This window comes from Marivita hallyeonensis, from assembly GCF_900129875.1.
Taxonomy (GTDB): domain Bacteria; phylum Pseudomonadota; class Alphaproteobacteria; order Rhodobacterales; family Rhodobacteraceae; genus Marivita; species Marivita hallyeonensis.
In genome coordinates this window covers 300,273-326,489 of sequence record NZ_FQXC01000003.1, presented here as the reverse complement: position 1 = coordinate 326,489, position 26,217 = coordinate 300,273, and the positions used below count along the sequence as shown (strand labels likewise).

Genomic DNA, 26,217 nt, shown 5'->3' with positions numbered 1-26,217 from the left:
AGTTCCAATTGGACCTACTGACGACTCCTCGGGACCGCTACTGTCCGCAACAATCGCGCCGGCCCCAAGGTCGGCGCCTGTGTTTGGGAGAGCCACCATGAAAATGACGACCGAAGAAGCCTTTGTCAAAGTCCTTCAGATGCACGGCATCGAACATGCGTTCGGCATCATCGGGTCGGCCTTCATGCCGATTTCCGACATTTTCCCCAAGGCTGGCATCACGTTCTGGGACTGCGCGCATGAAGGCTCGGGCGGGATGATGGCGGACGGATACACCCGCGCCTCTGGTAAGATGTCGATGATGATCGCGCAGAACGGTCCGGGCATCACGAACTTTGTCACGGCAGTGAAGACGGCCTATTGGAACCACACACCGCTTCTGCTGGTCACCCCACAGGCCGCGAACAAGACCATTGGGATGGGTGGTTTCCAGGAAGTCGAACAGATGAAACTGTTCGAAGACATGGTTGCCTATCAGGAAGAAGTGCGTGACCCGACCCGTGTGGCCGAAGTCCTGAACCGCGTGATCCTCAATGCCAAGCGCGCGTCGGCGCCAGCGCAAATCAACATGCCGCGTGACTTCTGGACGCAAGTCGTCGACATCGACCTGCCCGAGGTCGTCGAATTCGAGCGCCCGTCGGGCGGCGATAGCGCGATCCAGCAGGCGGCCGATCTGCTGTCCAATGCCAAGAACCCCGTGATCCTGAACGGTGCCGGTGTTGTTCTTGCTGGGGCAATTCCGGCGTCGATGGAACTGGCTGAACGTCTGACCGCACCAGTGTGTGTGGGCTACCAGCACAACGATGCCTTCCCAGGCTCGCACCCGCTTTTTGCAGGACCGCTGGGCTACAACGGGTCCAAGGCGGGGATGGAGCTGATCTCCAAAGCGGATGTCGTGCTGTGCCTTGGCACGCGTCTCAACCCGTTCTCGACCCTGCCGGGCTATGGCATCGACTACTGGCCCAAGGATGCGAAGATCATTCAGGTCGACATCAACCCTGATCGCATCGGTCTGACCAAGAAGGTCAGCGTCGGCATCGTTGGTGACGCAAAGAAAGTGGCGCAGGGCATCCTGGAGCGCCTGTCCGACACTGCCGGTGATGAGGGCCGTGAAGAGCGTAAAGCGACGATCGCCAAGACCAAATCCACCTGGGCGCAGCAGCTGTCCAGCATGGATCACGAAGACGACGATCCCGGCACCACGTGGAACGAACGCGCACGCGCAGCCAAGCCGGACTGGATGAGCCCCCGCATGGCGTGGCGTGCGATCCAGAGCGCGTTGCCGAAAGAGGCGATCATCTCGTCCGACATCGGCAACAACTGCGCCATCGGAAACGCGTATCCATCCTTCGAGGAAGGCCGCAAATACCTCGCGCCTGGTCTGTTCGGGCCGTGCGGATACGGTCTGCCATCTATCGTCGGTGCCAAGATCGGGTGTCCGGATGTGCCGGTTGTTGGGTTTGCAGGTGACGGCGCCTTCGGTATCGCGGTGACCGAACTAACTGCGATCGGTCGCCCCGAATGGCCCGCGATCACGATGATTGTCTTCCGCAACTACCAGTGGGGCGCCGAAAAGCGGAACTCGACCCTTTGGTACGAGGACAACTTTGTCGGCACCGAATTGGACGAGGGCGTCAGCTATGCCGGGATTGCCAAGGCATGTGGCCTCAAAGGTGTACAGGCGCGGACGATGGAAGAGCTGACCGATGCGCTGAATACCGCCATCAAGGATCAGATGGAAAACGGCAAAACCACCCTGATCGAAGCGATGATCAATCAGGAGCTTGGCGAGCCGTTCCGCCGCGACGCGATGAAGGCCCCCGTGGCGGTGGCCGGGATCGACCCCGCCGACATGCGTCCGCAAAAGGTCGCCTGATCATGTCCGACCCCGCGCCTTCAACATCAATCCTTGTGTTGAACGCGGGGTCATCCTCGATCAAGTTTGCGCTTTTTGATGATGCCATGTCCGAGACGTTATCGGGCATGGCGGAGGCTATTGGTGGGGCGTCCAAGCTGCGGATCGGGGACGAAATCGTCGATTCGACCCTGTTCGATCATCAATCCGCATTGCAGGCCATCCTGAAAGCGCTTGACGCGCGGGGGGTGAGCGTCAAATCGCTGCGCGCGGTGGCCCATCGCGTGGTGCATGGCGGGCGCAAGCTGACTGGGCCGATGCGCGTCACACCCGAGGTGCGCGCCGAGATTGCCAACTGCACGCCTTTGGCCCCCCTGCACAATCCGCACAACCTTGCCCCGATGGAGGCGCTTGCCAAGATCGCGCCGGATGTGCCGCAATTCGCCAGTTTCGATACATCGTTCCACGCGACAAATCCGGATGTCGCCACGCGATATGCGATCCCGAAGATGATGGAGACGAAGGGCATTCGCCGGTACGGCTTCCACGGGCTGAGTTACGCGTCTCTCGTGCGGCGTCTGCCCGAGGTGTCGGGAGAAAACCTGCCGTCACGCCTTTTGGCGTTTCATCTCGGCAACGGTGCGTCGCTCTGTGCCATTCACAACGGCCAATCCATCGCCACCACGATGGGCTATTCGCCGCTCGATGGTCTCACAATGGGAACCCGATCCGGTGGGATCGACGCCAATGCCGTCCTGCGACTGGTCGAGGAAAACGGACTGGCGCGCACGAAGGCCATTCTGAACCACGAGAGCGGTCTCTTGGGCTTGTCAGGTGGTAAATCCGATATGCGCAACCTGATGCTTGACCCATCCGCCGAAAGCGCCTTTGCGGTCGAGCATTTCTGCTACTGGACGCTGCGCCATGCCGGGTCACTGATTGCCTCGTTGGAGGGACTTGACGCCATCGCCTTTACCGGCGGCATCGGAGAGAACGCGCTTGGCGTTCGGGCGCGCATCCTGCGCGGGTTGGAATGGTTGGGTGTCCGGATCAACCCGGATTTCAATCACCGCAACGGACCGCGCCTGCATGCGGACAGCTCCAAGGTTTCCGTGTGGGTTATCCCGGCGGAAGAAGAGCGCATGATCGCGATGGATGCTGCCGCGCTTCTGGATGCGGCATGACTTACTCCGCCTTCGCAAGTGAAATAGTGACGAGCGTTGACGCGATGATGTCCTCAACCGTGGCCCCGCGGCTGAGGTCACAAACCGGCTTGGCAAAGCCTTGCAGGAAAGGCCCGATGGCCTGCGCGCCTGCCAGTTCCTGGCAGAGCTTGTATGCGATATTGCCTGCGTCGAGCGACGGGAAGATCAGCACGTTTGCATCGCCTGAACCCAGCCCCTTTTTCGTTGCAATCTCCGCGTTGAGCGCAGCGTCGGCCTGCACCGGTCCGGTGAATCCGGTTGCTTCGGCGACGGAGCGCACGGTGTCGACGCTGTCCCCGGCGCCGCTTGTTCCGGTCGAGAAGGACAGGAGCGCCACGTTCGCCGAGCCAAGCAAGGCCTTCGCCGTGTCCGACGAAGCACGTGCAATGGCCTCCAAGACAGTTGCGTCCGGCGCGACATTGACCGCACAATCCGCGAAGATAAATTCGCGCCCATCGGGGAACACCATCAAAAAGTACGACGACGGCACCGCGACCCCGTCGGCAAGACCTATCGCCATCCCGGCGGCTTCGATCACGCGACGCGTCGGGCTGTCAGCGCCAGCAATCATCGCATCGGCCTCTCCTGCCGCAACCATTGCCGCGGCCCGGTACAGCGGTTTCTGCAGCAATCGTCGCGCGAGCGCTTCCTTGGTGCCGCGTGCTGCGACAAGGGCTGTAACCTGCGCGTCGGTCACGCTGTCACTGACCGGCACAGGTACGCATAGCCCCTCGGCGTTCAAGCGCCGCGCCGCCTCCGCCACGCGAGGGTCAGACAGTTCGGGGAAGACCACCCGCGCCTGTGCCTTTTGCGCCACCGCGCGCGCAGCGTCCAATACGCCCATACCCACCTCCAGACCTACGCCGCAAAGGAGCCTGCAATGACAGAAGCCGTCAAGATCAACAGGGGCCTGAAGGGGATCTATTTCGAACGATCGGGCGTGAGCGACATCGACGGTGCAGCAGGAACGCTGCAGTACCGGGGCTATTCGATCCACGACCTGGCAACCCACGCGACATTCGAAGAGGTCTGCCATCTGTTGATGCGGGGCGAATTGCCCACGGCGGCGGAACTGGATGCGTTCGATACCGAGATGCGCAGCCATCGCGCGGTGCCGGATGCGGTGCTTGAGATCATCCGCACCTGCAAAGACGGGCACCCCATGGATGTGTTGCGCACCTGTGTTTCGGCACTGGCGGCGCTTGATCCCGGGAGCCAGCAGGTCGGCGAAGAGGCATTTCAGCGCAACGGTCTGAAGCTGACCGCGCAGGTGCCGACACTGATCGCTGCGCATGAGGCGATCCGAAATGGTCGCGAACCGGTCACGCCCGATAACAGCCTGAGCCACGCGGCCAATTGGCTCTGGATGCTCAAGGGAGAAAAGCCGTCAGAGGATGCGGCGCGTCTGGCAGATGTGGATTTCGTGCTGCATGCCGAACACGGTGCCAACGCGTCGAGCTTTGCCGCGCGGGTCACGGTTGGGACCGAAGCTAACCTGCATGGTGCAATCGTCACTGCGCTAAGCACGCTTGCGGGTCCGGCTCATGGCGGCGCGGCAGAAGACGTCATGAAGATGGTCAAGGAAATCGGCACGCCGGACAAGGCTGCCGATTACGTGAAAGCCAAGCGAAAGAATCGCGAGGCTGTCACGGGATTCGGTCATCGCGTCTACCGGGCCGAAGACCCCCGCGCACGGCACATGCGCGAAGGCGTGCGAAAGCTCGGTGAAGAGATGGGCGCACCCGAGTGGTACGAGATCCTGCAGGCGGTTGTGGAGGCGATGAAACCCTATAGCCGGCATGGGCTGAACGTGAATGTCGATTTCTATTCCGGCGTGATTTACCAGCTGCATGGCATCCCGATGGACCTTTACGTGCCGATCTTTGCGATTGGCCGCATGCCGGGCTGGGTAATCCAGTGCCTCGAACAGCAGCGCGGCAACATCCTGATCCGACCGCTGACGCTTTATAACGGACCGGAACCAAGGGACTGGGTGCCGATCGAGGACCGATAGCCTCGGAATGTAAGCGCTTGCATATTGCGGCTTTACCATTAGGGAAGAAACGTAAAGACTGCCGTCAGGTCTGACCGGGGACACACCCGGCAGGATAGGGAGACATCACATGGGTCACGTCCAGCCAGAGCTTAATCTGTCGCCGAAAGTGTCGGACGAAGTGCGCAAGACGACCTGCTACATGTGCGCCTGCCGGTGTGGGATCAACGTGCATATGAAGGGTGGCAAGGTGGCCTATATCGAGGGCAACCGCGACCATCCGGTGAACCAGGGCGTGCTCTGTGCCAAGGGCAGCGCCGGGATCATGCAGCACAACGCGCCATCCCGACTGCGGGCGCCACTAAAGCGGGTCGGACCTCGCGGGTCTGGTGAGTTCGAAGAAATCTCCTGGGACGAGGCACTGGAAATCGCGACGGGCTGGTTAAAGCCGATCCGTGACACCAACCCCGAGAAGCTGGCGTTCTTCACTGGCCGAGATCAGTCGCAATCTTTCACGTCCTTCTGGGCGCAGAACTTTGGCACTCCGAACTACGCGGCACATGGCGGGTTCTGTTCTGTGAACATGGCCGCTGCTGGCATCTACACGATGGGTGGCGCGTTTTGGGAATTCGGTCAGCCCGATTGGGACCATACAAAGCTGTTCATGCTGTTCGGTGTGGCCGAGGATCATGACAGCAACCCGATCAAGATGGGCATTGGCAAGATCAAAGCGCGGGGTGTCAAGATCATCGGCGTCAATCCGATCCGCACCGGGTACAATGCCGTGGCGGACGATTGGGTCGGGATTACGCCGGGTACGGATGGTCTGTTCATTCTCGCCATCGTTCATGAACTTCTGAAAGCCGGGAAGATCGACCTCGACTACCTCGCCCGTTTTACAAACGCGCCGGTTCTGGTGAATGGTGATCCGAAGTCGCCAGAGCATGGTCTGTTTCTGCGGGACGACGACGGCAAACCGCTGGTCATCGACCGGGTGACGGGCAAGCTGACGCCGTTTGACAAGCCGGGCGTCAAACCCGATCTGGCTGCCAGCCACCGCCACGCAGGGATCACGCATCGCCCGGTCATGCACCTCTTGGCCGAGCGATACCTAGACGCGCAATACGCGCCGGAAAACCTGGGCAAGTCCTGCGGTGTGTCGGCACAGCGGATCAAACGCATCGCCGCCGAAATCGCACGCGTGGCGTTTGATGAGGCCATCGAGATCGATCAGGAATGGACCGACTTCCGAGGCGAAACCCATGCGAAGATGGTCGGCCGCCCCGTCAGCTTCCACGCGATGCGCGGGATCAGCGCGCATTCCAACGGCTTCCAGACCTGTCGCGCGCTGCACGTGTTGCAAATCCTTTTGGGGGCGGTTGAGGTCCCCGGCGGTTTCCGCTTCAAACCGCCTTACCCGAAACCTGCCACCGCGCATCCCAAACCGCATTGCAAGGTCACGCCCGGCGCGCCGCTTGATGGCCCGCATCTGGGGTTCACGCATGGCCCGGAGGACCTGTGCCTCAAAGACGACGGCAGCCCTGCGCGGATCGACAAGGCGTATACTTGGGAAAACCCCATGTCATCGCACGGGTTGATGCACATGGTCATCTCGAACGCGTATGCGGGTGATCCTTACAAGATCGACACGCTGTTCATGTACATGGCGAACATGTCGTGGAATTCATCGATGAACACGTCGGGCGTGATGAAGATGCTGACGGACACCGACGAGAACGGCGACTATGTAATCCCGCGCATCATCTATTCCGACGCCTATTCGTCCGAGATGGTGGCCTATGCCGACCTGATCCTGCCAGACACGACGTACCTTGAACGGCACGACTGTATCTCGCTTCTCGACCGGCCGATCTGCGAGGCGGATGCGGCGGCGGATGCGATCCGATGGCCGGTGGTCGAACCCGACCGCGATGTGCGCGGGTTCCAGTCTGTGCTGTGCGAACTTGGGGCCAAGCTCAACCTGCCGGGGTTCGTGAACGAAGACGGTAGCCAGAAATATGCGGATTACGCCGATTACATCACCAACCACCAGCGCCGCCCCGGTGTCGGGCCCCTTGCCGGTTGGCGCATGGGAGAGAACGGACTGACCGAAGGCCGTGGCGATGTGAACGAGGGCCAGTTGGACAGCTATATCGCCAATGGTGGATTCTGGACGAGCCATGTGCCGGACGAAGGGCTTTACTATAAACCGTGGAACAAGGCCTATCAGGACTGGGCGGTGAAGATCGGCCTCTACGACGCGCCTGCACCTTATATCTTCCAGCTGTACGTCGAGCCGATGCGCAAGTTCCAACTTGCCGCCGAAGGCCATGGTGACCGTCAGCCGCCGGATCACCTGCGCGACCGGATCAAGGCCACGCTCGATCCACTGCCGATCTGGTATGCGCCGTTCGAGGATGACCGCGTGGACACCGAGGAATTCTCGATCCATGCACTCACGCAGCGCCCCATGGCGATGTACCATAGCTGGGGCACGCAGAACGCGTGGCTGCGGCAGATCCATGGGCGCAACCCGATGTATGTGCCCACCAAGCTCTGGGAAGCGCATGGGTTCAAGACGGGCGATTGGGCCAAGGTCACTTCGGCCCACGGAGCGATCATTGTTCCCGTCGCGCATATGGCAGCGCTCAATGAAAATACCATCTGGACGTGGAACGCCATCGGCAAACGCAAGGGTGCGTGGGCTTTGGACAAGGACGCGCCCGAGGCGACGAAGGGCTTTCTGCTCAACCATCTGATCCACGAGCTTTTGCCGCCAAAGGGAGACGGCTTGCGCTGGGCGAATTCCGATCCCGTGACCGGTCAGGCGGCATGGTTCGACCTCCGGGTGAAGATCGAAAAGGTCGACGCACCTGACGAGACCAAACCCTCGGCACCGCCGATCAAGTCGCCGGTCGGCCAAGGCCCGGATGAACTGCGTTGGAAGGTGGAGACATGAATACAGCCATCAAGGTCACCCTTCTTGCCATCGTTCTGGTTCTGGGCGGCATGACCGCATCCTTCATCTGGTTCGTGAGCACGTGGGACAAAGAGGCGGAGGAACCCGTCGTCCGCGCTCCGGTCGTGGAGGAGGTGCACGCATGACCCAACTGCCCAAGACCACCGAGCGCAAGATGGGACTGGTGATCGACCTCGACACCTGTGTCGGGTGTCACGCCTGCGTCGTGTCGTGCAAAGGTTGGAACACCGAGAATTACGGCGCGCCGTTGTCCGATCAGGACCCCTACGGTTCGAACCCGTCGGGGACGTTTCTCAACCGTATCCATTCCTACGAGGTCCAGCCAGAGAGCGGCCCGGCGCAGTTGATCCATTTTCCGAAATCCTGCCTGCATTGCGAAGATGCACCGTGCGTGACCGTTTGCCCGACCGGCGCGAGCTACAAGCGGGTCGAAGATGGAATCGTTCTGGTCAATGAAAGTGACTGTATCGGGTGCGGGCTGTGTGCATGGGCCTGTCCCTACGGCGCGCGGGAACTGGACCGGGCTGAAGGGGTGATGAAAAAATGCACCCTTTGCGTCGACCGTATCTATAACGAGAACCTTCCCGAAGAAGACCGAGTGCCCGCCTGCGTTCGGACCTGCCCGTCGAATGCCCGGCACTTCGGTGATCTGGGCGATCCCGACAGTGAGGTCAGCCAACTGGTCGCCGAACGTGGTGGTATGGACCTGATGCCGGAACAGGACACCAAACCCGTCAACAAGTACCTTCCGCCGCGCCCGAAAGACATGCTCAACGATGGCCCCCGTGAAGAGATCGACATCCTCGCGCCGCTGCTTGCACCCGTTGTGGAAGAGCCGAAAGGCTTTCTTGGCTGGCTCGATAAGACGCTGGAGAAACTCTGATGCATCCAGCCCCGTCTATCATCGCCTTCAGCACGTTTTCCGGTCTTGGCCTGGGTCTTCTGTTCTGGCTGGGGGTCGACAACACCCCGCCGACCGGGTGGGTCGGATTTGCGTTCTTCGGGATCGCCTATGTTTTGGCCGTCGGTGGTTTGGTGTCCTCGACTTTTCACTTGGGTCGGCCGGAGCGTGCGCTCAAGGCGTTCACTCAGTGGCAGACAAGCTGGCTGAGCCGCGAAGCGTGGTGTGCCGTCGTCGCGCTGGTCACGATGGGGCTCTACGCGTTCTTCCTTGTCTTCTTCGGTCGCCAGTTGCCGATCCTCGGCTGGTTCGGCGCATTCTTCTGTCTGATGACAGTCTACACAACCTCGATGATCTACGCGCAACTCAAGACCGTGCCGCGCTGGAACACGGCGCTGACCTCGTGGCTCTTCCTGTCGCTCTCCATCGCAGGCGGCGCACTCTTGTCGGGTCGCGTGACCATCGCGCTGATCCTGCTCCTCCTTGCTGGCGGGATGCAATTCTTGTGGTGGAAGCTGGGGGATAAGCGTTTTGCGGACAGCGGGACGGATATGAAGACCGCCACCGGACTTGGGTCAATTGGCGACGTCCGCGCGTTCGAACCGCCGCATACCGGCACCAATTACCTGCTCGATGAAATGGTCTATACCGTCGGTCGTCGGCATGCCGAGAAACTGCGCCTGATCGCCTTTGTTCTGATGCTGGTCCTTCCGGTCATCCTGCTGCTATTGCCATTTCCCCATGTCTTTGGCGTTCTGGCTTTGGTCAGCCATGTGGCCGGGGTCCTTGTTTCGCGCTGGCTCTTCTTCGCCGAAGCCGAGCACGTCGTGGGCCTCTATTACGGACTGCGCTGACACATGGCGTTTATGCCAGGTTTCGACGGCCGCTGGGCGGACGTGCCGGACTTCATCCTTGGGATCACCAAGGACATCTGGGAAGATCGTGGCATCCAGACGCTACACGACTATTACGGCCCGGACCTTGTGGTTCGTTCCCCCGCTTCGGTAATCAGGGGCAACGCGGGGATTATCGCCGCCACTGAGGCGACGTTGGCCGAGTTTCCGGACAGGCAATTGCTGGGTGAAGACGTCATCTGGTGTGCGACGGGCGAAGACAGTTTCCTGTCATCGCACAGGCTATATTGCACCGCGACGCATGAGGGGTCTGGGATGTACGGCGCGCCGACCGGGCGCACGCTGGCCTATCGCATCCTCGCCGACTGCTGGTGCCGCGAGAATGGCGTGCTGGATGAATGGTTGGTCCGCGATCAAGGCGCGATCGTCCGTCAGATGGGCGGAGACGTGGTCGACTGGACCCGCGCGCTCATCGCCCGAGAAGGCGGCCCGGAGCATTGCGTCAAACCGATGACGCCCGAGACCGACTTGCCCGGTCCGTATACTGGGCAGGGCAACGATGACGCTTGGGGACACACGCTTGCCGATATCCTGACGCGGATCGCATCAGCCGAGTTTTCGGTGATCCCGGCGCAGTATGACCGGGCAGCGGAGTTGGCGTATCCGGGCCACAAAAATGGCGCGGGACCGACGGACGCCGACAAGTTCTGGATGACCCTGCACGCGTCGTTTCCAAACGCCGAGTTTTCGGTCGACCACATAATCGGCATGGACGAACCGCTCTCACCGCCGCGCGCTGCGGTGCGCTGGTCGCTGCACGGTGTGCACAGCGGGTGGGGGATGTTCGGTACACCGACGCAGGCCCCGGTCTACATCATGGGCATCACCCACGCCGAGTTCGGACCGCGCGGATTGCGACGAGAATGGACGCTGATCGACGAAACGGCGATTTGGAAGCAAATCCTGCTCAAGACCGGAGACGTCTAGGCACTGCGTCTTTTGACAAGCGTGACCGGTAGCGGCGAGGGCGATGCAAAAGTTTCGCCGTCGATCTCGGCCATGAGGGCATCGACAGTGGCAGCGACCATCGCCTGCGTGTCCTGCCGAATGGTCGTCAGCGCGTATGCCGGCCATGCCGCAGCTGGCACATCGTCAAACCCAATCACGGCGACGTCTTCTGGCACGGACAGACCAAACTCGGCGCGAAGCACGTCCATCACGCCGAAGGCCATGTAGTCATTGGCGACAAACACCGCATCCGGTCGCGTGTCCGTATCGAACATCCGCCGCGCCGCGTCCTGCGCGCGCGGGAGGCGGAAATCCCCAACTTCGCGGGCGAAGAGACCAAGGCTTGCCGTGCGCAGCCCCTCCATGAATCCGGCTTCGCGGTCCCGTTGGGTACTGGCCCCTTCCCAACCCGCGATGTGACCGATCCGCGTACGTCCAAGTTGGACCAGATGTTCGGCCGCCATGCGCCCGCCTGCACGGTTGTCCGACACCACCGCCAATTCGCCGTCCGTCTCCAACATCCGGTTGAACAGCACGACTGGCACACCAGAGGCTCGACAGCGATCGGCAAGATCAGAGCTCAAGGCCACGGACGCCAGCACAAGGCCGTCGACCTGATAGTCGAGGATCTGGCTCACCACATCCTCGATGTCGCTCGCGCTGTGCGACGCCATGAAGACAAGCACGTGATAGCCCTGCCGCTCCAGCGCTTCGGACAGAAGCTCCAGCATGGTCGGATAGAAGTGGTTGTCGAGATAGGCCACCACGAGCCCGATGATCTTGCTTTTGCCCGTCAGCATGGCCCGGGCCAAGACATTGGGCCGGTAGCCCAAAGCGTCGGCTGCCTCGCGCACCTTGTTGGCCGTACGCGCGCTGACCGATGCGCCCGGGGTGAAAACCCGGCTGACCGCCGACCGGCTCACACCCGCACGCTTCGCCACGTCGAGCGAGGTGACCTTGCGTGGTGTCGTCATGGTGCAGGCGGGGTCTTCTCCCCGCGATCGTAGGCTTCCCACCCCTCGCCATTGAAAACGTCCACACCGAGCTGCGCGAGGACATGCGGAAAATCGACCATCACATAGTTGTCGACGATCTTCCCATCAACGACCTTCCAGAAGTCCATGTAACGGATTTCGACTCGTTTTCCGGTTGGTTCCACACCCATGAAGCGTCCGGAATGCAACGCCTCCTGACGTCCAAAGGCCGCTGCCCATTCGCCCATGTAAAGCCGCGCTTCGTCGATGCAGACCTTGTCCGAGAACGCCGCTTGAAAGGGTTTCTGCCAGTTGTCCTGAAATTCACGCAGGCCGGTCTTCGTGCCGCAACCTGTATTGCCCATCCAACGAAACCCGTCGGCGAAAAACTCTCCGATATCGGCGATGCGATGATCGTTCAGCCCATCCACCATGCCTTCAATCACGCGCCGGGTCTCATCCGTCTTGGACAGATCCGTGTCGCGTGTCAGAACCGCCTGTTCAGGTCGCGCGCCAGCCATGTCTCCCCCTGCATGCGTTTGCAAGACAGTGGACAGAAGAGATACGCCTTGGCAAGGCCCGACACGCATTGGCGCGCGGGCGACCTCAATGGTGCTTCCGGGACAATTCCCGGTAAGGGCAAACGTCATCCTCAAACGGAACGTGGCGGCGCCGGAATGTCTGACCCTCGATGGTTTCCGGTCTGCTGATCCGATCCATGCGAAAATGCCGGAAGTCGTCGCGGGTAGGGTCCCAAGCGACGAGGTACCATAGCGGCGGCAGGATGAGCATCGCCTGCGGTTCGACCTCACGCTTTGATCTGCGGCCTTTGGCATCTCGATAGTCGAAACGGACACACGTGCGCTGCAGAAAAGCTGTCTCGAACACCGGCAAGAGGGCCGGGTCCATGGGTCCCATATCCGACAAGTCCTGCAGCGGGGACAGTTGACCGATGTGCAGACAGTCGAGAAACGCACGCAGGTCTTTGACCTTGTCCGAAGGCAAGCCTTTCTCGATCTTCGCCAATCCTGCATCGGCAAGGTCAGAGAAGGGCAGATTACCCGCAGCGCGCATTGCCGCCACGCTGATCAACAGCGCGAAGACCTCTGGCACTGACAGGCGGGCAGTGGTTTGCATCGACTGTGGATCAAGCTGAAGCCCGCCGCCGCGTCCCACATCAGAATGGATCACGAAGCCTTCATCCCGCAACGCGCTGATGTCGCGCAGCACCGTCCTGCGGGATGCGCCGACCTCATCCGCGAGGTCGTCGATGGTGGTCATGCCGTTACGGCGCAGGCTGCGCACAATGGCGTCGTGTCGATGTCGAACCTTCATGTCGTCACTCTACCATCAAAGGTGCCAAAATTTGGCACCGTTTTCCTCTAGGCATGGATTATCGCAACCGCAAAGGAAAAATGAACCATGCAACGCACTGCTGTGAACCCCTGGGACTGGTCATTGAAGTTCGGCTACAATCAGGCCGAGGTCATCGAAGGTGCCCGGCGACACCTGATTTGCGCCGGTCAAACTGCCGTCGACGGCGACGGAGCCCCGCAACATCCCGGCGACATGCGCGCCCAAATCGACCTCGCGCTCGACAACCTCGAAGCGGTGCTGACAAAGGCCGACATGGATCTTGGCAACGTCACCCGATTGGGCGTTTACGCGACCGATGTCGATGAAGCGCTGAAGAACTTCGATCTTCTGGGACAGCGGTTCGGACCGCACCAAAGCGCGCCTCCGATGACCCTTTTGGGTGTCACGAGGCTCGCGATCCCCGGATTGATGTTCGAAATCGAAGCCACGGCGATGGCTTAGCGCGAAGCACAAAGCGGTCACGCAGAACGTGACCGCCTTTGTCCTCAAAACCATTGAAAGAACGTCAGATGCGCGTTCCGCTTACTTCGACTTCCAGCTGTCGAGCCATCGCCGCAGACCGGAACGACGGCGCGCGATGCCGTCACCCACGGCATCGAACCCCTCTTCCACGTCCTCAAGTACCGGGTCGATCCGGGCCCGGCGGAAGCGCCGCCAGCGGACAAAAATCGCCCAGAAGATCCCGGCCAGGATGGTCAGGATGATGATGTTGATCCACGGGATGATGCGCTGATCCGGACCATCGACCGCCCGCACGGAAATGGCGTTCGGGAAGATGGTGAAAAACTCGTTGCGCCAGCCGTAATGCTTGATCACGACCCATTGCGGATTGGCGGACGTGCTGCGCAGATCGGCCGCCTCGGCCTGCAGGTTCGAGGTATCAAACTTGAAATAGGGCGGCCAGCCCCAGCCTGTGTCCTCGTTGCGATAGACCATCACGCGCCCGTTGTCGCGGACCGCAGAGATGAAGAATACGTCCCGGTTCGGCAGGGAACCATCACTGCCCACATCCGCCGACGCCCAGAACCAGCGGTTCTCACCGGGATCGATCCGGCGTACCTCGGTGTCGGTGATCCGCGCGATGTCATGCTGCGGGAGTGTGTAGTGCAACACGGTCGCAACCGAGACCCAGAAAAGCAGGATGATTGACCACTTGATGTAACCCATGTGCCTGCTCCCCTAGTGGAAATTTGTGAAATAGATGATCAGGGACATAAGCGTAAGGGGCACGATATACACCCCCAGAATGAGCTTCCGCCGCAACGACCCGTCGTATTCCTTGAGACCCGCCTGCACAAAGGCTTCGCGGTCACCCTCCCGGATCTCTTCGTCCCATTCCGCCTCAAGCTTGTCGCGCCGCACCGCGCGGGAATAGAGCGAGAGGCAGATATAGACCACGCTGAGGACCAGAAAGCCGATCACCAGAAGCCGTCCAAGTGCAAACATACTCTACCTCCGAACCGCGCCCCAGGGACCGACACGCGCGATCACATCGTCGCGGATTGGCTTTGGTTCTTCAAGGGGCGCGTCATGGCCGAACAGCGCTTCGCGCGCGCCTGCCTTGTCGGCCACGTATTCGCGGGTCAGGAAATCCACGACATATGCCTGTTTCGTGTCCGTCCACCCACGATAGGCGGCGTAGAACGCCTCCTTGTGGCAGATATAAAGCTGCCGAATGTCCTTGGGCGATAGCTCTGACAAGAGCATGTTAACCAATTCGGCATCCGGCGTGTCGCTCGCGCGCAATGTGTAGAAATATGCCGGATGGTCGCTGGCGATCCGCGGCCAGTCGGCCTCACCCTCGCTCCACCGCACCTGATGGCTGAGCGCGTGCCATTCGGCAGGCAGGCGGTCCGAGAAACGTCGGGCGAGCGTGCGAATGTCGCGGCGCGTGGCACCGGTGAGGTCGATCTCCGCCTCCTGCGCCACGTCCACGACGATGAAGTCCATCTTCTGCCGCAGGATCGCGCTCGCATCGATGCCGCGTGCCTTGACGATGGGTTCCACAAGCCCGTTCAGGTCGAGAAACTTCGCCACCTTGTTCCGGTCGCGCAATGTGAACGTATAGGCAATCGGCATCCCCGGCACGGCGTCACCCGCACAAATGGCGGCGGGGTGTTCGACGCTGCGAAACACATAGATTCCGCCGAAATGGCTGGTGTGGAAGTTCTCCTGTTTGAACGTGTTCACCCTGAGCCGCACCGGGTTGCGCACCACATCGCCCGTGCGTTTCGCCAAGGTGATCATGTCCGCAATCAACACGTCATCGTGCCAGCCGTCCTCTTCCGTCTTGAACCGATCCACGAGGGTCGCCAGCTTGTCCGCGTCGCGAAGCGTGCCTTGCGTCGTATCCGCCTCGATGGTGATGTTCGAGATATCGAACAACCGCTCGGGGTTCGACACGTCAAACACCGAATTCACCAACTCCCCCGCCACCGCATCCTTGGCGGTCAGCGCGAACAACTGGCTCTCATTCGCCTCGATGAACTGCCGCAGAATATCCCGCGAGGTCGAGAATTTCGCATCGAGCAGCGGCGCCGTCTTCTGCTGCGTCGTCAGCAGAATGAACTGCCGGTTCACCCCGTTGTGGTTGAGGTAAAGCGGATCGTCCAACTCATCCCCGATCTCGGGCGAGAAGCCGGAAATGTCGATGTGGAAATCGGTCTGGGCCGTGGTCTTGCCGGTCAGATGCTTGAGCGCGCGGTTGTACCGCTCCACCAGCGCCGGCGAGGCGACATGGATCAGGTTGCCGAACATCAGGCCGGATTGGATGAGGCGGTTCATGGGTCCATTCGACTCCTGTGACCTGCGAACGCTTGGAGGTAGATGCCGTATGCGAGGCCTACGATCACAGGCAGTGCTCCTGCCAAGACGAACAAACCCTGAGACGTGTTCATCAGTTGGTTCAGTAACCCCGCAGGCGCAAGAACGAGAGAAGCAGCCAGATACACCGCCCAAGCGACAAAGGCAGAGATGCTCCACCAGAAAACGAAACGAGTGAATAGCAACGCGCCGTCAGGCACAGGAAGGCTGCGGGCAACGCTCCAGCATACGAACAGCGTCCCCAAGCACGCCCAAGCGACCAATGCTATGATGGCCCCGACAGTCATCTGACACCCTTACCACACAGAACAAAGCGATGCGCCCGGCCCGAGGGTGGGTGAGGAACGCGCCCGCCCTGGGGGGCGGGTCGGGCGCGTCGCGACGTCAATCGATAATTCATGCACAGATCCGTAGTAAGAGCGTTTATGCTAGCGTCTCTTTTGTTTCAAAGTGTGGGAGACGTTGAAGCGCATCCTTTAAAAGAGGAAACTCGTAGTGAACCATCTTCAACTGATGCCGTTGTGGTAAATCGTCAATTGCCGCAATGAACTCATCCACCTGCGCTACTAGTTCCGAAACTTGCTCGCGTGTGGGCTGAGAGACCACATTATGTAAAGAACCATACTCGTGTAGTTTTGGAATTTCGTTTTCTAAGGCTAACCGAAGCGTTGCAAAAAAATCGGCATCCGGTTGAATTTCGTATATCCCACCATCAAAAAATAGATGGTGCAAAGAGAAATCGATGGTTCCATCGTCACTTCGAAAACGGTAGTCCACCGCACCCTTTTCGATAATCTTACGTGTCGGCTTGATGTAGTCCTCAAGTATCACAAGAACTTCATCCTCAATTTTACGTCTCTCAGCGTTATCTAGAATCTCAGTCTGCCGAGAAAGTGCTTCGGCAGTTCGCGCTGTTTCTTGGCGAGATAGACGGAGCTCACGGCTTTGCAGCAAAAGGGCAAACATAGCGACGACGAACGCTAACGGACTAAACACTCCAGCGATGGCATCGCCTTTCTCATTTAGGTCAAGCTTCTGAAAATCAGCCGCTAGCCCGCTGAGGTCGTTAAGGCGCAAAACAATTGCGATCGCTAAGCAAGCAAGAATTATAAGAATGGCCCATTTGTTCTTCATTAGTTCCAAGCTCTACCCCTTCCCCTCCAACCACCTCTTCTTCGCCTCTTCCTGACGCCCGAAGTCCCGCACCATCGCTTCGATCGCCACCTCATCCGACTTGTCCGCATAGCGGAACTCGGAATCCGCGTAGCGGTTGATCTCCTGGATCACCATCTCGACCGTAATGGGCCGCCGCAACTCCTCGATCATCGCCGCCTTCTCGTCATAGGGTTTGAACAGGAACAGTTCCGGCTGCTCCATCCACTCATCTGGCAACTCAAAGTCCATCGCGCGGACCTTCACCGCGTCGGTGATGTTCTTGATCGCGCGGCCCGTAAAGCGCGGGTCGGCCTCCTGAATGGCCTTGAGATAGGTGCCCATCTTGGCAATCGTGTCGAGCGCGCCGATCTGCGACGACACCCGGTCGAACACCTCCAAGAGCCCCGGCTCCTTGGGCCGGTTGTGCGAGTCAAACGACGCCGCCACCGCTTTCTGGATCTGTTGCGCAGCGTAAAGCTCGTGATCGCCCAAGGGAATGTCGTGCTTCTTGCCCATGAGCAGCGCAAGGATGTCGATGTAATCCTCCCGCGTCTGCGGCCCGTCCACGAGGAACCGCGCGCCCGCCCGCTGGCGCAGGGCGTCGTCCACGTTCTCGGGGAAGTTCGAGAACATCCCGAACGTACAATTCCCCCGTACCACCGTATTGGCCCCGGCAAACGCCTCCATGAACACCGCCGTCACTTCTTGCTGCCCCGCGCTGGACTGTCGATCCCCTCGCTTGCCCGCGATCTGGTCGATGTCGTCAATGGTCCCGAACCCGATCACCGACGGGTCCAGCACATTGTTCACAAACGCCTTCGCGTTCTGCCCAGACTTGCCCTGATAGCTGTCGATATTGTCGATGCCGAAGTTCTGGTAGCGGAAGGTGTAGCCCGCGTTCTGGCAATACTCATGGATCATCCCCGCCATCATCTGGATCAGCGTCGTCTTCCCCGTCCCCGGCGCGCCGTCGCCCATGAAGGTGAAGATGAAGCCGCCCAGTTCCGCAAACGGGTTCAGACGCCGTTCAAAGTCATAGGCCATCAGCATCTTCGCGAGCCGCATGGACTGATACTTGGCGATATGGTTACCCACCACCTGATGCGGCTTCTTGAACTGCATGGTGAGGACCGTGCCCTTGGCCTTGGTCGCGGGCGTGAAGCCCCGCAGCGTCAGGTCATCCGCCTCAACCCGCCAATTGGCGCTGGTAAACGCGCCGGTCCGCGCCCCGTTCTGCGCTCGCAGCGCAATCCGCTCCATCAACTGCTCGGCAAAGGCCAGAACCGTCGCAACCATGCGCGGCTCGTCACTGGCATGTAACGCCAGTTTCTGGTCCAGTTCCCACAACGCGCCATGCAGGGCCAGCTGCGCATTGTCGGTCAGAACCTCCTGCACCTCGCCCACATCCACCGTCACTTCGCTGGCCTGCGCCGCCAGAAGAAACGCCGTCGCGTTGGCGAAGACATAGCCCACCGCCAGCGCCTCACCTTCGAGCAGAGCGGCGAATTCCGTCTTGCGATCCGCCCCCAGCGACCCCTGCAAATTCGCCCTCTTCAACTCTCCCAACGGCGTTGCGTCGGAGAACGCTTCGCCGATCGCCAAAGCAATCCCCAACGCCCGCCGAAGCCCGTGCATCACCGCCGCCTGCGACGGTGAGATCAGCGGATCATCCCCATCCGCCCCGGCGATCCGGTCGAGCAGATGCACCCCCTCGGGCCGCGCGGTGGATCGCGTCACCAGCCCCGGCGTGGTCGACCGAAACCGCCGCCGCGTGCCGATACCCGAAGACCGCTCCGGCGCCACGGGCTCCAATGCCGCCGCCACGCGCGGCGTGTGGTCGAACCCCTCCAGCATCGCGTTTGCCGCCGCATAATGCTTGCGGATGGTCTCCTCGCGCAGCTCCATCAGATCGGACGTTATGGACATCTCGCGACGCTCCTCAACTTCATCTTGCCAAATAAACTCCCGCCGGAGGCTCCCGCATGTTGCGGAAGCGCGCCGCTCAATAACTCAAGACCCGCCCCGCATCATTCACCACGAACTTGCGCACCGTCGCAAAGCCGGGCGGGTTACGTTCGGACAGGACCTGAAAGGGGCGCTCCGGCATGATTACCATCCGTTCCGTCGCCGTGGTGCCGGTCTCCACCCCGCGCCCGCCGAACGGATCGAGCGCGAAAACCTCGCGTTCGACGGTCGAGAACCAGCCCGACTTTTCTTCCCGCACCCGTTCGCTTTCCAGCTCTTCAAGCGTCCAGGCCAGCGTCCAGTCCTGCCCCTCAGGTGCACGGGCCTGTTCCAGCACCTCACGGATCGGGCCGGTCTGGCGCGTGAAGCTGTGCGAATACATCGGGCCGATATGGAACCGGCGCAGGCGTTTCGGGTGCAATTGGTCGAAGCTCTCGTCAAAGCCCTGCGCGATGGTGAGGAGCTTCAGCCCGCCGAGGGACTGCGCCATCAGATGCGCCTGCACCTCGGGCCAGCGGCGGTCGTCCTTGGGCAAGGCCTCGCGTCCGCTGTCTTTGACCTCCATCAGGTAGATCGTCGGCAGGTTGAGCTGGCTGTCGTAGACGGCCCAGTGAAGCAGATAACGCCGGCGCTCCTCACCCGAAAGCCACAGACATTGCGGGTCGTTGCGCGCCCAGAACAGCTTTCCGCGCGCCAATTCCTCGTAGTAAAGCCGTTGGCTCAGCGTGAATTGCAATCGCGTCGGGAGGGCCTGATCGCCGATGATTTCAGCAACCATCTCGTCCTTGAGCGTCTCGACGCTCGGCATGGTCTTGAGGTGCTGGTCAACCTGTGTCGCGTCGTTCGCCATCACCATAAGCTCGGTCACGGTCGGAAATCCGCTGTCCTGCACGTCCATGGTGAGCGACCCGAAAAATTGCCCCGTGTCCCGACCGACCAGCAGGTATTTCATCGAGAGCGCCCGGAAGGTCAGGTTGAGCGCCGTCACATAGCGTGTCAGAACTTCGACCTCGTCCTTGCTCAACCGGTTTTCCACATGCAGCATCGCCGCCACGCGCCCGAGATGCGTGAGGATTTTCTCGAACTTCGCAAAGTAGCGGCGGCTGGCCTGCGTGTCAGGGATGCCGCGGTGGTCATTTTCGACCTTAGTCACGATCCATTTCCATCCAAGACAGGAGGCTTAGGGCAGCGGTTGTCATCGCAGGAACCCATAAGCCGAAGAAAAGGAGCAACCGGGGAATCTGTAGACCGACAATAGCGGAGACAAAGAGCGTCAGTCCGAAAAAGATGAGCAGTGGGGAGCCCAAATGGTGCCCAGTCAGGATGATTGCAAAACCAGAACAACAAAGGACCAACGCGACCCGTACGCCACGAGGAAATGCCGTGCCATAACTCATGCCCCGTAGAGGTTCTTGTCATGCTTTTCGACAATCGCCTGGAACCGGCGGGCGAAGCGTTCATCCGCCTTGGCCTTGGCCTCCAGCACCTCGCGGGCGAACACCATGTGGTCCTCGTGGCTTTCCAACATATCCGCCATCCGCTGATTGGTCGCAGCCCCGATCCCGGCCATCGCGGATTGCGCTTCCTTGTCGGTCTGCACGCCAATTTCGTTGATCCGGTGCGCCACATCCTGCTGCTGCGCGGTTTTCAGCGACTTGGTCAACGCGTCGTACAACACAACCCGTTGCTTCGTGTCCGTCTGCAACTTGTTGATCAGCACCATCTGCGTCGCCGCCTGGTTCTGCAGTGAGTCGATCCAGGTCTTGCCTTTCTCGATATAGCGTTCCAGCGTTTGGCTTTTCGCCAATTTGACCTGCTCGTCCTGCACCAGCGCGTTGTACTTGGCGTTCAACTCCGCGAGTTCCGTTTCCAGAGCGGTCCGTTTTGCGGCGTCCTGTTCTACGCTGATCTTGTTCTCAAGCTCGATGATCCTCGGGTCCATCGCGACAATTTCGGCCTTCACCGCTTCCAGTTCACCAACAGTCATTTCCCGCTCATCCAGTGTCTCGGACAGGTTCACCTCTACCTTGTCCTTTTGCTCATTGAGCAGGTTCAACTGGCCCTGCAGCAGGGTCACGATCACGTCGGATTTGGCGATCAGGTCCTGCAGTTTGTCATCGATCGACGCATCCCGGATCCGTTCCTGCCGCATCGAATCTGACTTCCCGCGCGAGAAGATGCCGACAAAACTCTCCCAGCCGGTTTTCGAGCGCATCTCATCGAAATCCTTGGAGAACGCTGCCGTCACATCATCGAGACCCATGATGAGTTCCGCGATATTCGCGTTCATCACTTCGGTATGCGCGTGTACATCATCGAGTGTCGCGTTCTCGATATCGAAGGCAACGTCGTCCCCCGATTTCATCTTGGACCGCGCTGTCTCGATCCGGCTCGTCAATTCCGCAATCTTTGCCTGTGCCTCGGCGACCTGCGCCTGGCTTTCCCGCACCTGAGTGTCAAAATCGGCCATTTTTGTGCCTCCGATCAATATGTAGGAAATGTTAACCAGATTTACATCTGATCAGCATCAAATTCGCCCGAAGTTTTGCAAATGGCTGAAAAAAAAGAAAGCGCCGAACGCATCGAGTTGAATTTTGGCCGGATCCACGGCAGCTTGCGACAAGATCAAATTTGGAGAATACGTTTATGGTTTCCCCGAAAGCCCTATTTTTGTCATTCGTGCTTGCAATGCCCTCGTTGGCACTTGCCGATGATGTTACGGAGTCCCTGCAAGCGGCAATGGAGGCATATGAAGCGGGTGACGTTCCATTTGCGCTCGAAGAGCTCGACTTCGCGCGCCAGAAGATGCTGTCGATGCAGGCCGAGTCGTTTCAGCAGTTCCTCCCAGACGCGCCGGACGGCTGGTTCCGGGAGGTGGACACCGAAATGGCCGCCGGCCTGGCAATGATGGGCGGCGGGATGGGTGCCGGAGCGGAGTATCGAAACGACGGTGGCAGCCAATACTATTCCATCACCATGATGGCTGACAATCCGATGGTTGTCAGCATGGGCACAATGTTCACCAATGCGGCCGTCATGGGCATGCGAACAGAACGCATTGGGCGCCAAAGGGTGGCCGTCGGCGACGGGCAGGCGATCGCACTTATCGACAATCGCATTCTTGTCCAGGTCGAAGGCGGTGATGAGGACCTCCTGCTGGACGTGATGGGTCAGATCGATTTCGAGGCCCTCGCGGATTTCGGTCAATAGGCGCACGCCCACAAACGCGGATCGTATTGTTTCGAGGAAACTCATTGGTTTGATGAGAACGGGCCAAACAGGCGTCGGTCCCGTACTGTCACTCTTCACGTTTGGACTTGCCGTTCCCGTCTCCCTCGAGCATGGCTTGTCGCAAAAGACGGGGGGGGGACGGACATGAATTGGTCGCCGGACAAGACGCAGGTCAAAAGCTGGAATGAATGGGACACGCTGCGCCACGTAATTGTGGGCAAGGCTGACGATTGTCACATCCCGCCGGAAGAACCGGCGCTCGACGCGAAGGTGCCAGAGGACAGCGACATGCGCGGTCAATGGGGCCGTCGTCCGCAGGAAACCATCGACCGAGCGAATGAGCTTCTGGACACCTTCACCGACACACTCCGCAAGCGCGGGATCCGCGTCGACCGGCCGACACCAACAGATTTCTCCAAGCCCGTCACCACGCCCGATTTCCACACGGACAGCCAGTTCGGCTGCATGCCCCCGCGCGACGTTCTGCTGACGGTTGGCCATGAGATCCTCGAAGCGACCATGTCCTATCGCTGCCGCTGGTTCGAATACCTCTGCTATCGCCCGCTCATGCAGCAATACTGGGAAGAAGACCCCAACTTTCGCCACGAGGCTGCGCCGAAGCCACGCCTCACGGATGCGGATTACCACGACGATTACCTGTCCGAGGCCATCGGCATCGAAAAGCGCCTGCAATGGACCGCCGAAAAGCATTTCGTCACGACCGAGGAAGAACCGCTGTTCGATGCTGCCGATGTTTTGCGCTTTGGCAAAGACCTGATCGTGCAGCACGGGTTCACGACGAACCTCAAAGGCATCGAATGGCTGCGTCGCCATTTCCCCGATCACCGCGTGCGGGCCGTGAATTTCCCCGGCGATCCGTACCCGATCCACATCGACGCGACCTTCACGCCGCTGCGTCCCGGCCTTATTTTGAACAACCCAAACCGCCGTCTGCCCGACGAACAACGCGACTACTTCAAGAAGAACGATTGGGAAATCGTCGACGCCGCCCAGCCTGCACATAACACGCCGCCACCGCTGTGCTATTCCTCGACATGGCTGTCGATGAATGTGCTGGTTCTGGATCTTAAAACCGTCTGTGTTGAGGCGTCTGAAGTCTACCAGATGGAACAGATGGAGAAGCTGGGCATGGAAGTGATCCCGGTGGAGCTGCGAGACGCCTATGCGTTTGGCGGTGGCCTGCATTGCTGCACAGCGGATGTCTATCGCGATGGTGACTGCGAGGACTACTTCCCGAACCAGTAGGGTGGGTTTTCAATCCACCAAAGCGAATTCGAAATCGCTCGCGGACGGCTCTTTGAGAAGCCGTCCTACCCGATCTCTGTCGTCCGTTTCAGAATATCAACCCCCTGCTGCGCCCAGACGTGCAATAGGTCGATGAAGATCCAGTTCTCGGCCAGCTTGTCGCCCTCGCGCCGGTAGAAGTCGATCACGCGAAACTCGACTCGACCCGGCGTGGCGGGCATGCCCATGAACCCCCCGGTATGCTCAGCGGTGAAGTTCGGCCATCCAAAGAACCCACCGTAATGCCCCTCCGCCGTCCGGCAGATATGCCCGGTGGCCGAGCGATTGGTAAACGCCGCACGAAACGGCCCCGAATGTTGCTGGGCATAGCGTGGGATCGTGTAGGTCGCGCCGATGCCTTCCGGACCCCACCAAATCATGTCTTCATGCCAGGTGCGCCGCAGCTCCTCCTCGAGCGGGATACCAAGGTTCCACGACCCAAGGTCCGAGATCATCGCCTCGATCGCTGCCAGCGTCGCGCGGCCTTCTGCCTCCGGCGCGTCGTCAAAAAGCAACCCACCATGCGTCATGGGCCCCGGCTGGACCAGATGCTGCGCCGTTTGTGGCGGGAACGGGTTTTGACCAGTCTGCACCATCAGATGAGGCAGGTCGAAATACATCGCCTCTTCGATGATTTTGCCATTCTCGACCTTGTGGAATGTTCCGTATCGCAGCATTGCGACCTTGCCGGTGGGAAGGATACCGAACAAGGGCTGGTCAAACAGGCCCATGAGGTGCCCCATGGACGCAACCCAGACAGCGCCATCATCGGCTAACAAATGCCGCCCGGCAAAGAACAGGTCTGTGCGACGCTGCAATGAGGTCAGTGCATGTTTCAACGGTTGCCAAAACGTCGTTGCAACGGTTTCTGCGCCGTTCAGCAACCCGACCGGATGATACCCGCGCCACACCAGATCAGGCGCGCAAAACTTTGCCATGACGATGGGAAGTGCGTCGTGGTCCGCCGCAGACAAAGCTGCATAGTAGTCGCGGACAAGTTGCTTTTCGGACTGGAAGCCGGGCATCGGGCACCTTTTTGCAAACGTATGCATTCAGACGCACCATGCCCGATTTCACCGCATCGACAAGCGTAAAATCAGATGTCGAGCGTGTTGTCCTTTTCCCACTGGGTGAAGTGCGACACGTAGGAATTCCACTCGCGCATCTTAAGGTTCAGGAACGCTGAGGAAAACTCGTCACCCATCGCGGTTTTCAGAGCCTTGTCCTTGTCGAACGCCCGTAGCGCATCGAGCATGTTGAGCGGCAGGCGGGGCGCGCCGCGCACCTTGTGGCCCTCGGCGTACATATCGATGTCGTATCGTTTGCTAGGATCAGCCTGGCTTGCCAGCCCGGAAAGGCCTGCGGCGATGATGACGGCCTGCAACAGATACGGGTTCGCCGCCCCATCTGCGAGCCGGAGCTCGAACCGCCCCGGCCCCGGCACGCGCACCATATGCGTCCGGTTATTCCCGGTCCAAGTGACCGTGTTCGGTGCCCATGTGGCTCCCGACGTCGTGACCGGCGCGTTGATCCGCTTGTAGCTGTTGACCGTCGGATTGGTGATCGCCGCCATCCCAGAGGCATGCTTCATGATCCCGCCAAGGAAATGTTTGCCGCGTTCGGACAGCCCCACCTCGCCGGTCGGACCATCGCCTTCACCGGCAAACACGTTTGTCTTCGCTGCTTTGCCGGGTGCGTCCCAAACCGACACATGGACGTGGCAGCCATTGCCGGTCAGGCCTTCGATCGGCTTCGGCATAAAGGTCGCGCGGAAGCCGTGTTTTTCGGCAACCGACTTGGTCATGAACTTGAAGAAGGAGTGTTTGTCCGCCGTTTTCAGCGCATCGTCATAGTCCCAGTTCATCTCGAACTGGCCATTCGCGTCCTCGTGATCGTTCTGATACGGCCCCCAGCCCAGATCGAGCATGTAGTCACAAATCTCGCGCACCACGTCATAGCGGCGCATCACCGCCTGCTGGTCGTAACAGGGCTTTTCCGCCGTATCGAACGGGTCGCTGATCTGGTCGCCGTCTGGGGTCAGCAGAAAATACTCCGCCTCGACCCCTGTCTTGACGTGCAAGCCTTGATCCGCCGCCTCATCAATCAACCGCCGTAACACGTTGCGCGGCGCTTGGGCCACGTCCTCACCTTCCATCACGCAGTTTGCGGCGACCCAAGCGACTTCTGGTTTCCAAGGCAGTTGGATCACCGACGACGGGTCGGGCACGGCGAGCATATCCGGGTGCGCCGGCGTCATGTCGAGCCATGTCGCAAACCCCGCAAACCCAGCGCCCTCTTCCTGCATGTCGGCAATTGCCTGCGCCGGAACCAGCTTGGCGCGCTGCCCACCGAACAGATCGGTGAACGAGATCATGAAGTATTTGACGCCGGTGTCGGCTGCAAATTTGGCGAGGTCCGTGGTCATTTGTGTCGTCCCTATTTTGGGAGCAAAGCCGCGGAGCGTTGGGCCGCGGTGCGGCGATGCTATGGTTGTTCTATGCGCTTTATGATTGCCAAGTCCGAATGCCGCTTATGCGAGGCGCTTGCTCTACCAAATCGCCGGGCCGGGGGGCGGCCCGACGATGTGCGGC

The 26,217-nt window shown here is 60.1% G+C and carries 24 protein-coding genes; 11 read left to right on the top strand and 13 right to left on the bottom strand.

Annotated features, from left to right (window positions below):
* The first annotated feature begins 97 nt into the window (after positions 1 to 97).
* Positions 98 to 1,876: a sulfoacetaldehyde acetyltransferase gene (gene xsc, locus BUA42_RS11020; protein ID WP_072777829.1), complete on the top strand. Its 1,779-nt coding sequence runs from the start codon at positions 98 to 100 to the stop codon at positions 1,874 to 1,876.
* Positions 1,877 to 1,878: 2 nt separating this feature from the next.
* Positions 1,879 to 3,039: an acetate/propionate family kinase gene (locus BUA42_RS11015; protein WP_072777827.1), complete on the top strand. Its 1,161-nt coding sequence runs from the start codon at positions 1,879 to 1,881 to the stop codon at positions 3,037 to 3,039.
* A gap of 1 nt (position 3,040) precedes the next feature.
* Here BUA42_RS11015 and BUA42_RS11010 read toward each other — a convergent pair whose 3' ends face one another.
* Positions 3,041 to 3,904: a phosphate acyltransferase gene (locus BUA42_RS11010; protein WP_072777825.1), complete on the bottom strand. Its 864-nt coding sequence runs from the start codon at positions 3,902 to 3,904 to the stop codon at positions 3,041 to 3,043.
* A gap of 36 nt (positions 3,905 to 3,940) precedes the next feature.
* Between BUA42_RS11010 and BUA42_RS11005 the strand changes: the two genes are divergently transcribed.
* The 6 genes from BUA42_RS11005 to BUA42_RS10985 all read left to right on the top strand — a co-directional run bounded on the left by BUA42_RS11005 (position 3,941) and on the right by BUA42_RS10985 (position 10,775).
* Positions 3,941 to 5,074: a citrate/2-methylcitrate synthase gene (locus tag BUA42_RS11005; protein ID WP_072777823.1), complete on the top strand. Its 1,134-nt coding sequence runs from the start codon at positions 3,941 to 3,943 to the stop codon at positions 5,072 to 5,074.
* A 109-nt stretch (positions 5,075 to 5,183) separates the two neighbouring features.
* Positions 5,184 to 8,012 carry a molybdopterin oxidoreductase family protein gene (locus tag BUA42_RS11000; RefSeq protein ID WP_072777821.1) on the top strand — a complete coding sequence of 943 codons (2,829 nt, stop codon included), beginning with the start codon at positions 5,184 to 5,186 and terminating at the stop codon, positions 8,010 to 8,012.
* Entirely contained in the window at positions 8,009 to 8,158 is a 150-nt protein-coding gene (locus tag BUA42_RS21170; protein WP_178346896.1) for a hypothetical protein, read from the top strand. Before BUA42_RS11000 ends, BUA42_RS21170 begins: the two co-directional genes overlap by 4 nt.
* Positions 8,155 to 8,916: a 4Fe-4S dicluster domain-containing protein gene (locus BUA42_RS10995; protein ID WP_072777819.1), complete on the top strand. Its 762-nt coding sequence runs from the start codon at positions 8,155 to 8,157 to the stop codon at positions 8,914 to 8,916. The genes BUA42_RS21170 and BUA42_RS10995 overlap by 4 nt, the downstream gene beginning before the upstream one ends.
* A complete protein-coding gene (locus BUA42_RS10990; RefSeq protein ID WP_072777817.1) occupies positions 8,916 to 9,788 on the top strand; it encodes a dimethyl sulfoxide reductase anchor subunit family protein in 873 nt (290 codons plus the stop codon). The genes BUA42_RS10995 and BUA42_RS10990 overlap by 1 nt, the downstream gene beginning before the upstream one ends.
* Positions 9,789 to 9,800: 12 nt before the next feature.
* The gene (locus tag BUA42_RS10985) at positions 9,801 to 10,775 is read left to right on the top strand and encodes a nuclear transport factor 2 family protein (protein WP_072777815.1); all 975 of its coding nucleotides are present in this window, start codon (positions 9,801 to 9,803) and stop codon (positions 10,773 to 10,775) included.
* Here BUA42_RS10985 and BUA42_RS10980 read toward each other — a convergent pair.
* The 3 genes from BUA42_RS10980 to BUA42_RS10970 form a co-directional block, all read right to left on the bottom strand.
* Positions 10,772 to 11,770: a LacI family DNA-binding transcriptional regulator gene (locus BUA42_RS10980; protein ID WP_072777813.1), complete on the bottom strand. Its 999-nt coding sequence runs from the start codon at positions 11,768 to 11,770 to the stop codon at positions 10,772 to 10,774. The two genes, BUA42_RS10985 and BUA42_RS10980, sit on opposite strands and share 4 nt — an antisense overlap.
* Entirely contained in the window at positions 11,767 to 12,291 is a 525-nt protein-coding gene (locus BUA42_RS10975) for an ester cyclase (RefSeq protein WP_072777811.1), read from the bottom strand. Before BUA42_RS10975 ends, BUA42_RS10980 begins: the two co-directional genes overlap by 4 nt.
* 85 nt (positions 12,292 to 12,376) lie before the next feature.
* A complete protein-coding gene (locus BUA42_RS10970; protein WP_072777809.1) occupies positions 12,377 to 13,105 on the bottom strand; it encodes a helix-turn-helix transcriptional regulator in 729 nt (242 codons plus the stop codon).
* Positions 13,106 to 13,192: 87 nt separating this feature from the next.
* On the opposite strand from BUA42_RS10970, the gene BUA42_RS10965 reads away from it, so the two are divergent.
* Complete coding sequence (locus BUA42_RS10965; protein WP_072777807.1) at positions 13,193 to 13,588, top strand: RidA family protein; 396 nt, start codon at positions 13,193 to 13,195, stop codon at positions 13,586 to 13,588.
* An 81-nt stretch (positions 13,589 to 13,669) separates the two neighbouring features.
* On the opposite strand, the gene BUA42_RS10960 is transcribed toward BUA42_RS10965, so the two are convergent.
* From BUA42_RS10960 to BUA42_RS10920, 7 genes are all read right to left on the bottom strand, one after another.
* Positions 13,670 to 14,314, bottom strand: a complete 645-nt coding sequence (locus BUA42_RS10960) for a DUF1523 family protein (RefSeq protein ID WP_072777805.1) — start codon at positions 14,312 to 14,314, stop codon at positions 13,670 to 13,672.
* Between the two features lie 12 nt (positions 14,315 to 14,326).
* Positions 14,327 to 14,593 (bottom strand): hypothetical protein, encoded by a 267-nt coding sequence (locus BUA42_RS10955; RefSeq protein WP_072777803.1) that lies wholly within the window; start codon positions 14,591 to 14,593, stop codon positions 14,327 to 14,329.
* Between the two features lie 3 nt (positions 14,594 to 14,596).
* On the bottom strand, positions 14,597 to 15,931 hold the full coding sequence (locus tag BUA42_RS10950; RefSeq protein ID WP_072777801.1) for a DUF6638 family protein: 1,335 nt from the start codon (positions 15,929 to 15,931) through the stop codon (positions 14,597 to 14,599).
* 462 nt (positions 15,932 to 16,393) lie between these two features.
* On the bottom strand, positions 16,394 to 17,104 hold the full coding sequence (locus BUA42_RS10940; RefSeq protein ID WP_072777797.1) for a hypothetical protein: 711 nt from the start codon (positions 17,102 to 17,104) through the stop codon (positions 16,394 to 16,396).
* A 12-nt stretch (positions 17,105 to 17,116) separates the two neighbouring features.
* Positions 17,117 to 19,051, bottom strand: coding sequence for an AAA family ATPase (locus BUA42_RS10935; protein WP_072777795.1), 1,935 nt, complete (start codon positions 19,049 to 19,051; stop codon positions 17,117 to 17,119).
* A gap of 76 nt (positions 19,052 to 19,127) precedes the next feature.
* Positions 19,128 to 20,243, bottom strand: coding sequence for a hypothetical protein (locus BUA42_RS10930; protein ID WP_072777793.1), 1,116 nt, complete (start codon positions 20,241 to 20,243; stop codon positions 19,128 to 19,130).
* Positions 20,244 to 20,483: 240 nt separating this feature from the next.
* Positions 20,484 to 21,560 carry a hypothetical protein gene (locus BUA42_RS10920; protein WP_072777790.1) on the bottom strand — a complete coding sequence of 359 codons (1,077 nt, stop codon included), beginning with the start codon at positions 21,558 to 21,560 and terminating at the stop codon, positions 20,484 to 20,486.
* 218 nt (positions 21,561 to 21,778) lie between these two features.
* On the opposite strand from BUA42_RS10920, the gene BUA42_RS10915 reads away from it, so the two are divergent.
* A complete protein-coding gene (locus tag BUA42_RS10915) occupies positions 21,779 to 22,300 on the top strand; it encodes a hypothetical protein (RefSeq protein ID WP_245818998.1) in 522 nt (173 codons plus the stop codon).
* Between the two features lie 165 nt (positions 22,301 to 22,465).
* On the top strand, positions 22,466 to 23,587 hold the full coding sequence (locus BUA42_RS10910; protein WP_072777788.1) for a serine/threonine protein kinase: 1,122 nt from the start codon (positions 22,466 to 22,468) through the stop codon (positions 23,585 to 23,587).
* Positions 23,588 to 23,652: 65 nt separating this feature from the next.
* Here the strand turns inward: BUA42_RS10910 and BUA42_RS10905 are convergent, their stop codons facing one another.
* Together BUA42_RS10905 and glnT are read right to left on the bottom strand one after the other, a co-directional pair.
* Positions 23,653 to 24,651, bottom strand: a complete 999-nt coding sequence (locus BUA42_RS10905; protein ID WP_072777787.1) for an ester cyclase — start codon at positions 24,649 to 24,651, stop codon at positions 23,653 to 23,655.
* Between the two features lie 71 nt (positions 24,652 to 24,722).
* Positions 24,723 to 26,051 (bottom strand): type III glutamate--ammonia ligase, encoded by a 1,329-nt coding sequence (glnT, locus tag BUA42_RS10900; protein WP_072777786.1) that lies wholly within the window; start codon positions 26,049 to 26,051, stop codon positions 24,723 to 24,725.
* Between the last annotated feature and the right edge of the window lie 166 nt (positions 26,052 to 26,217).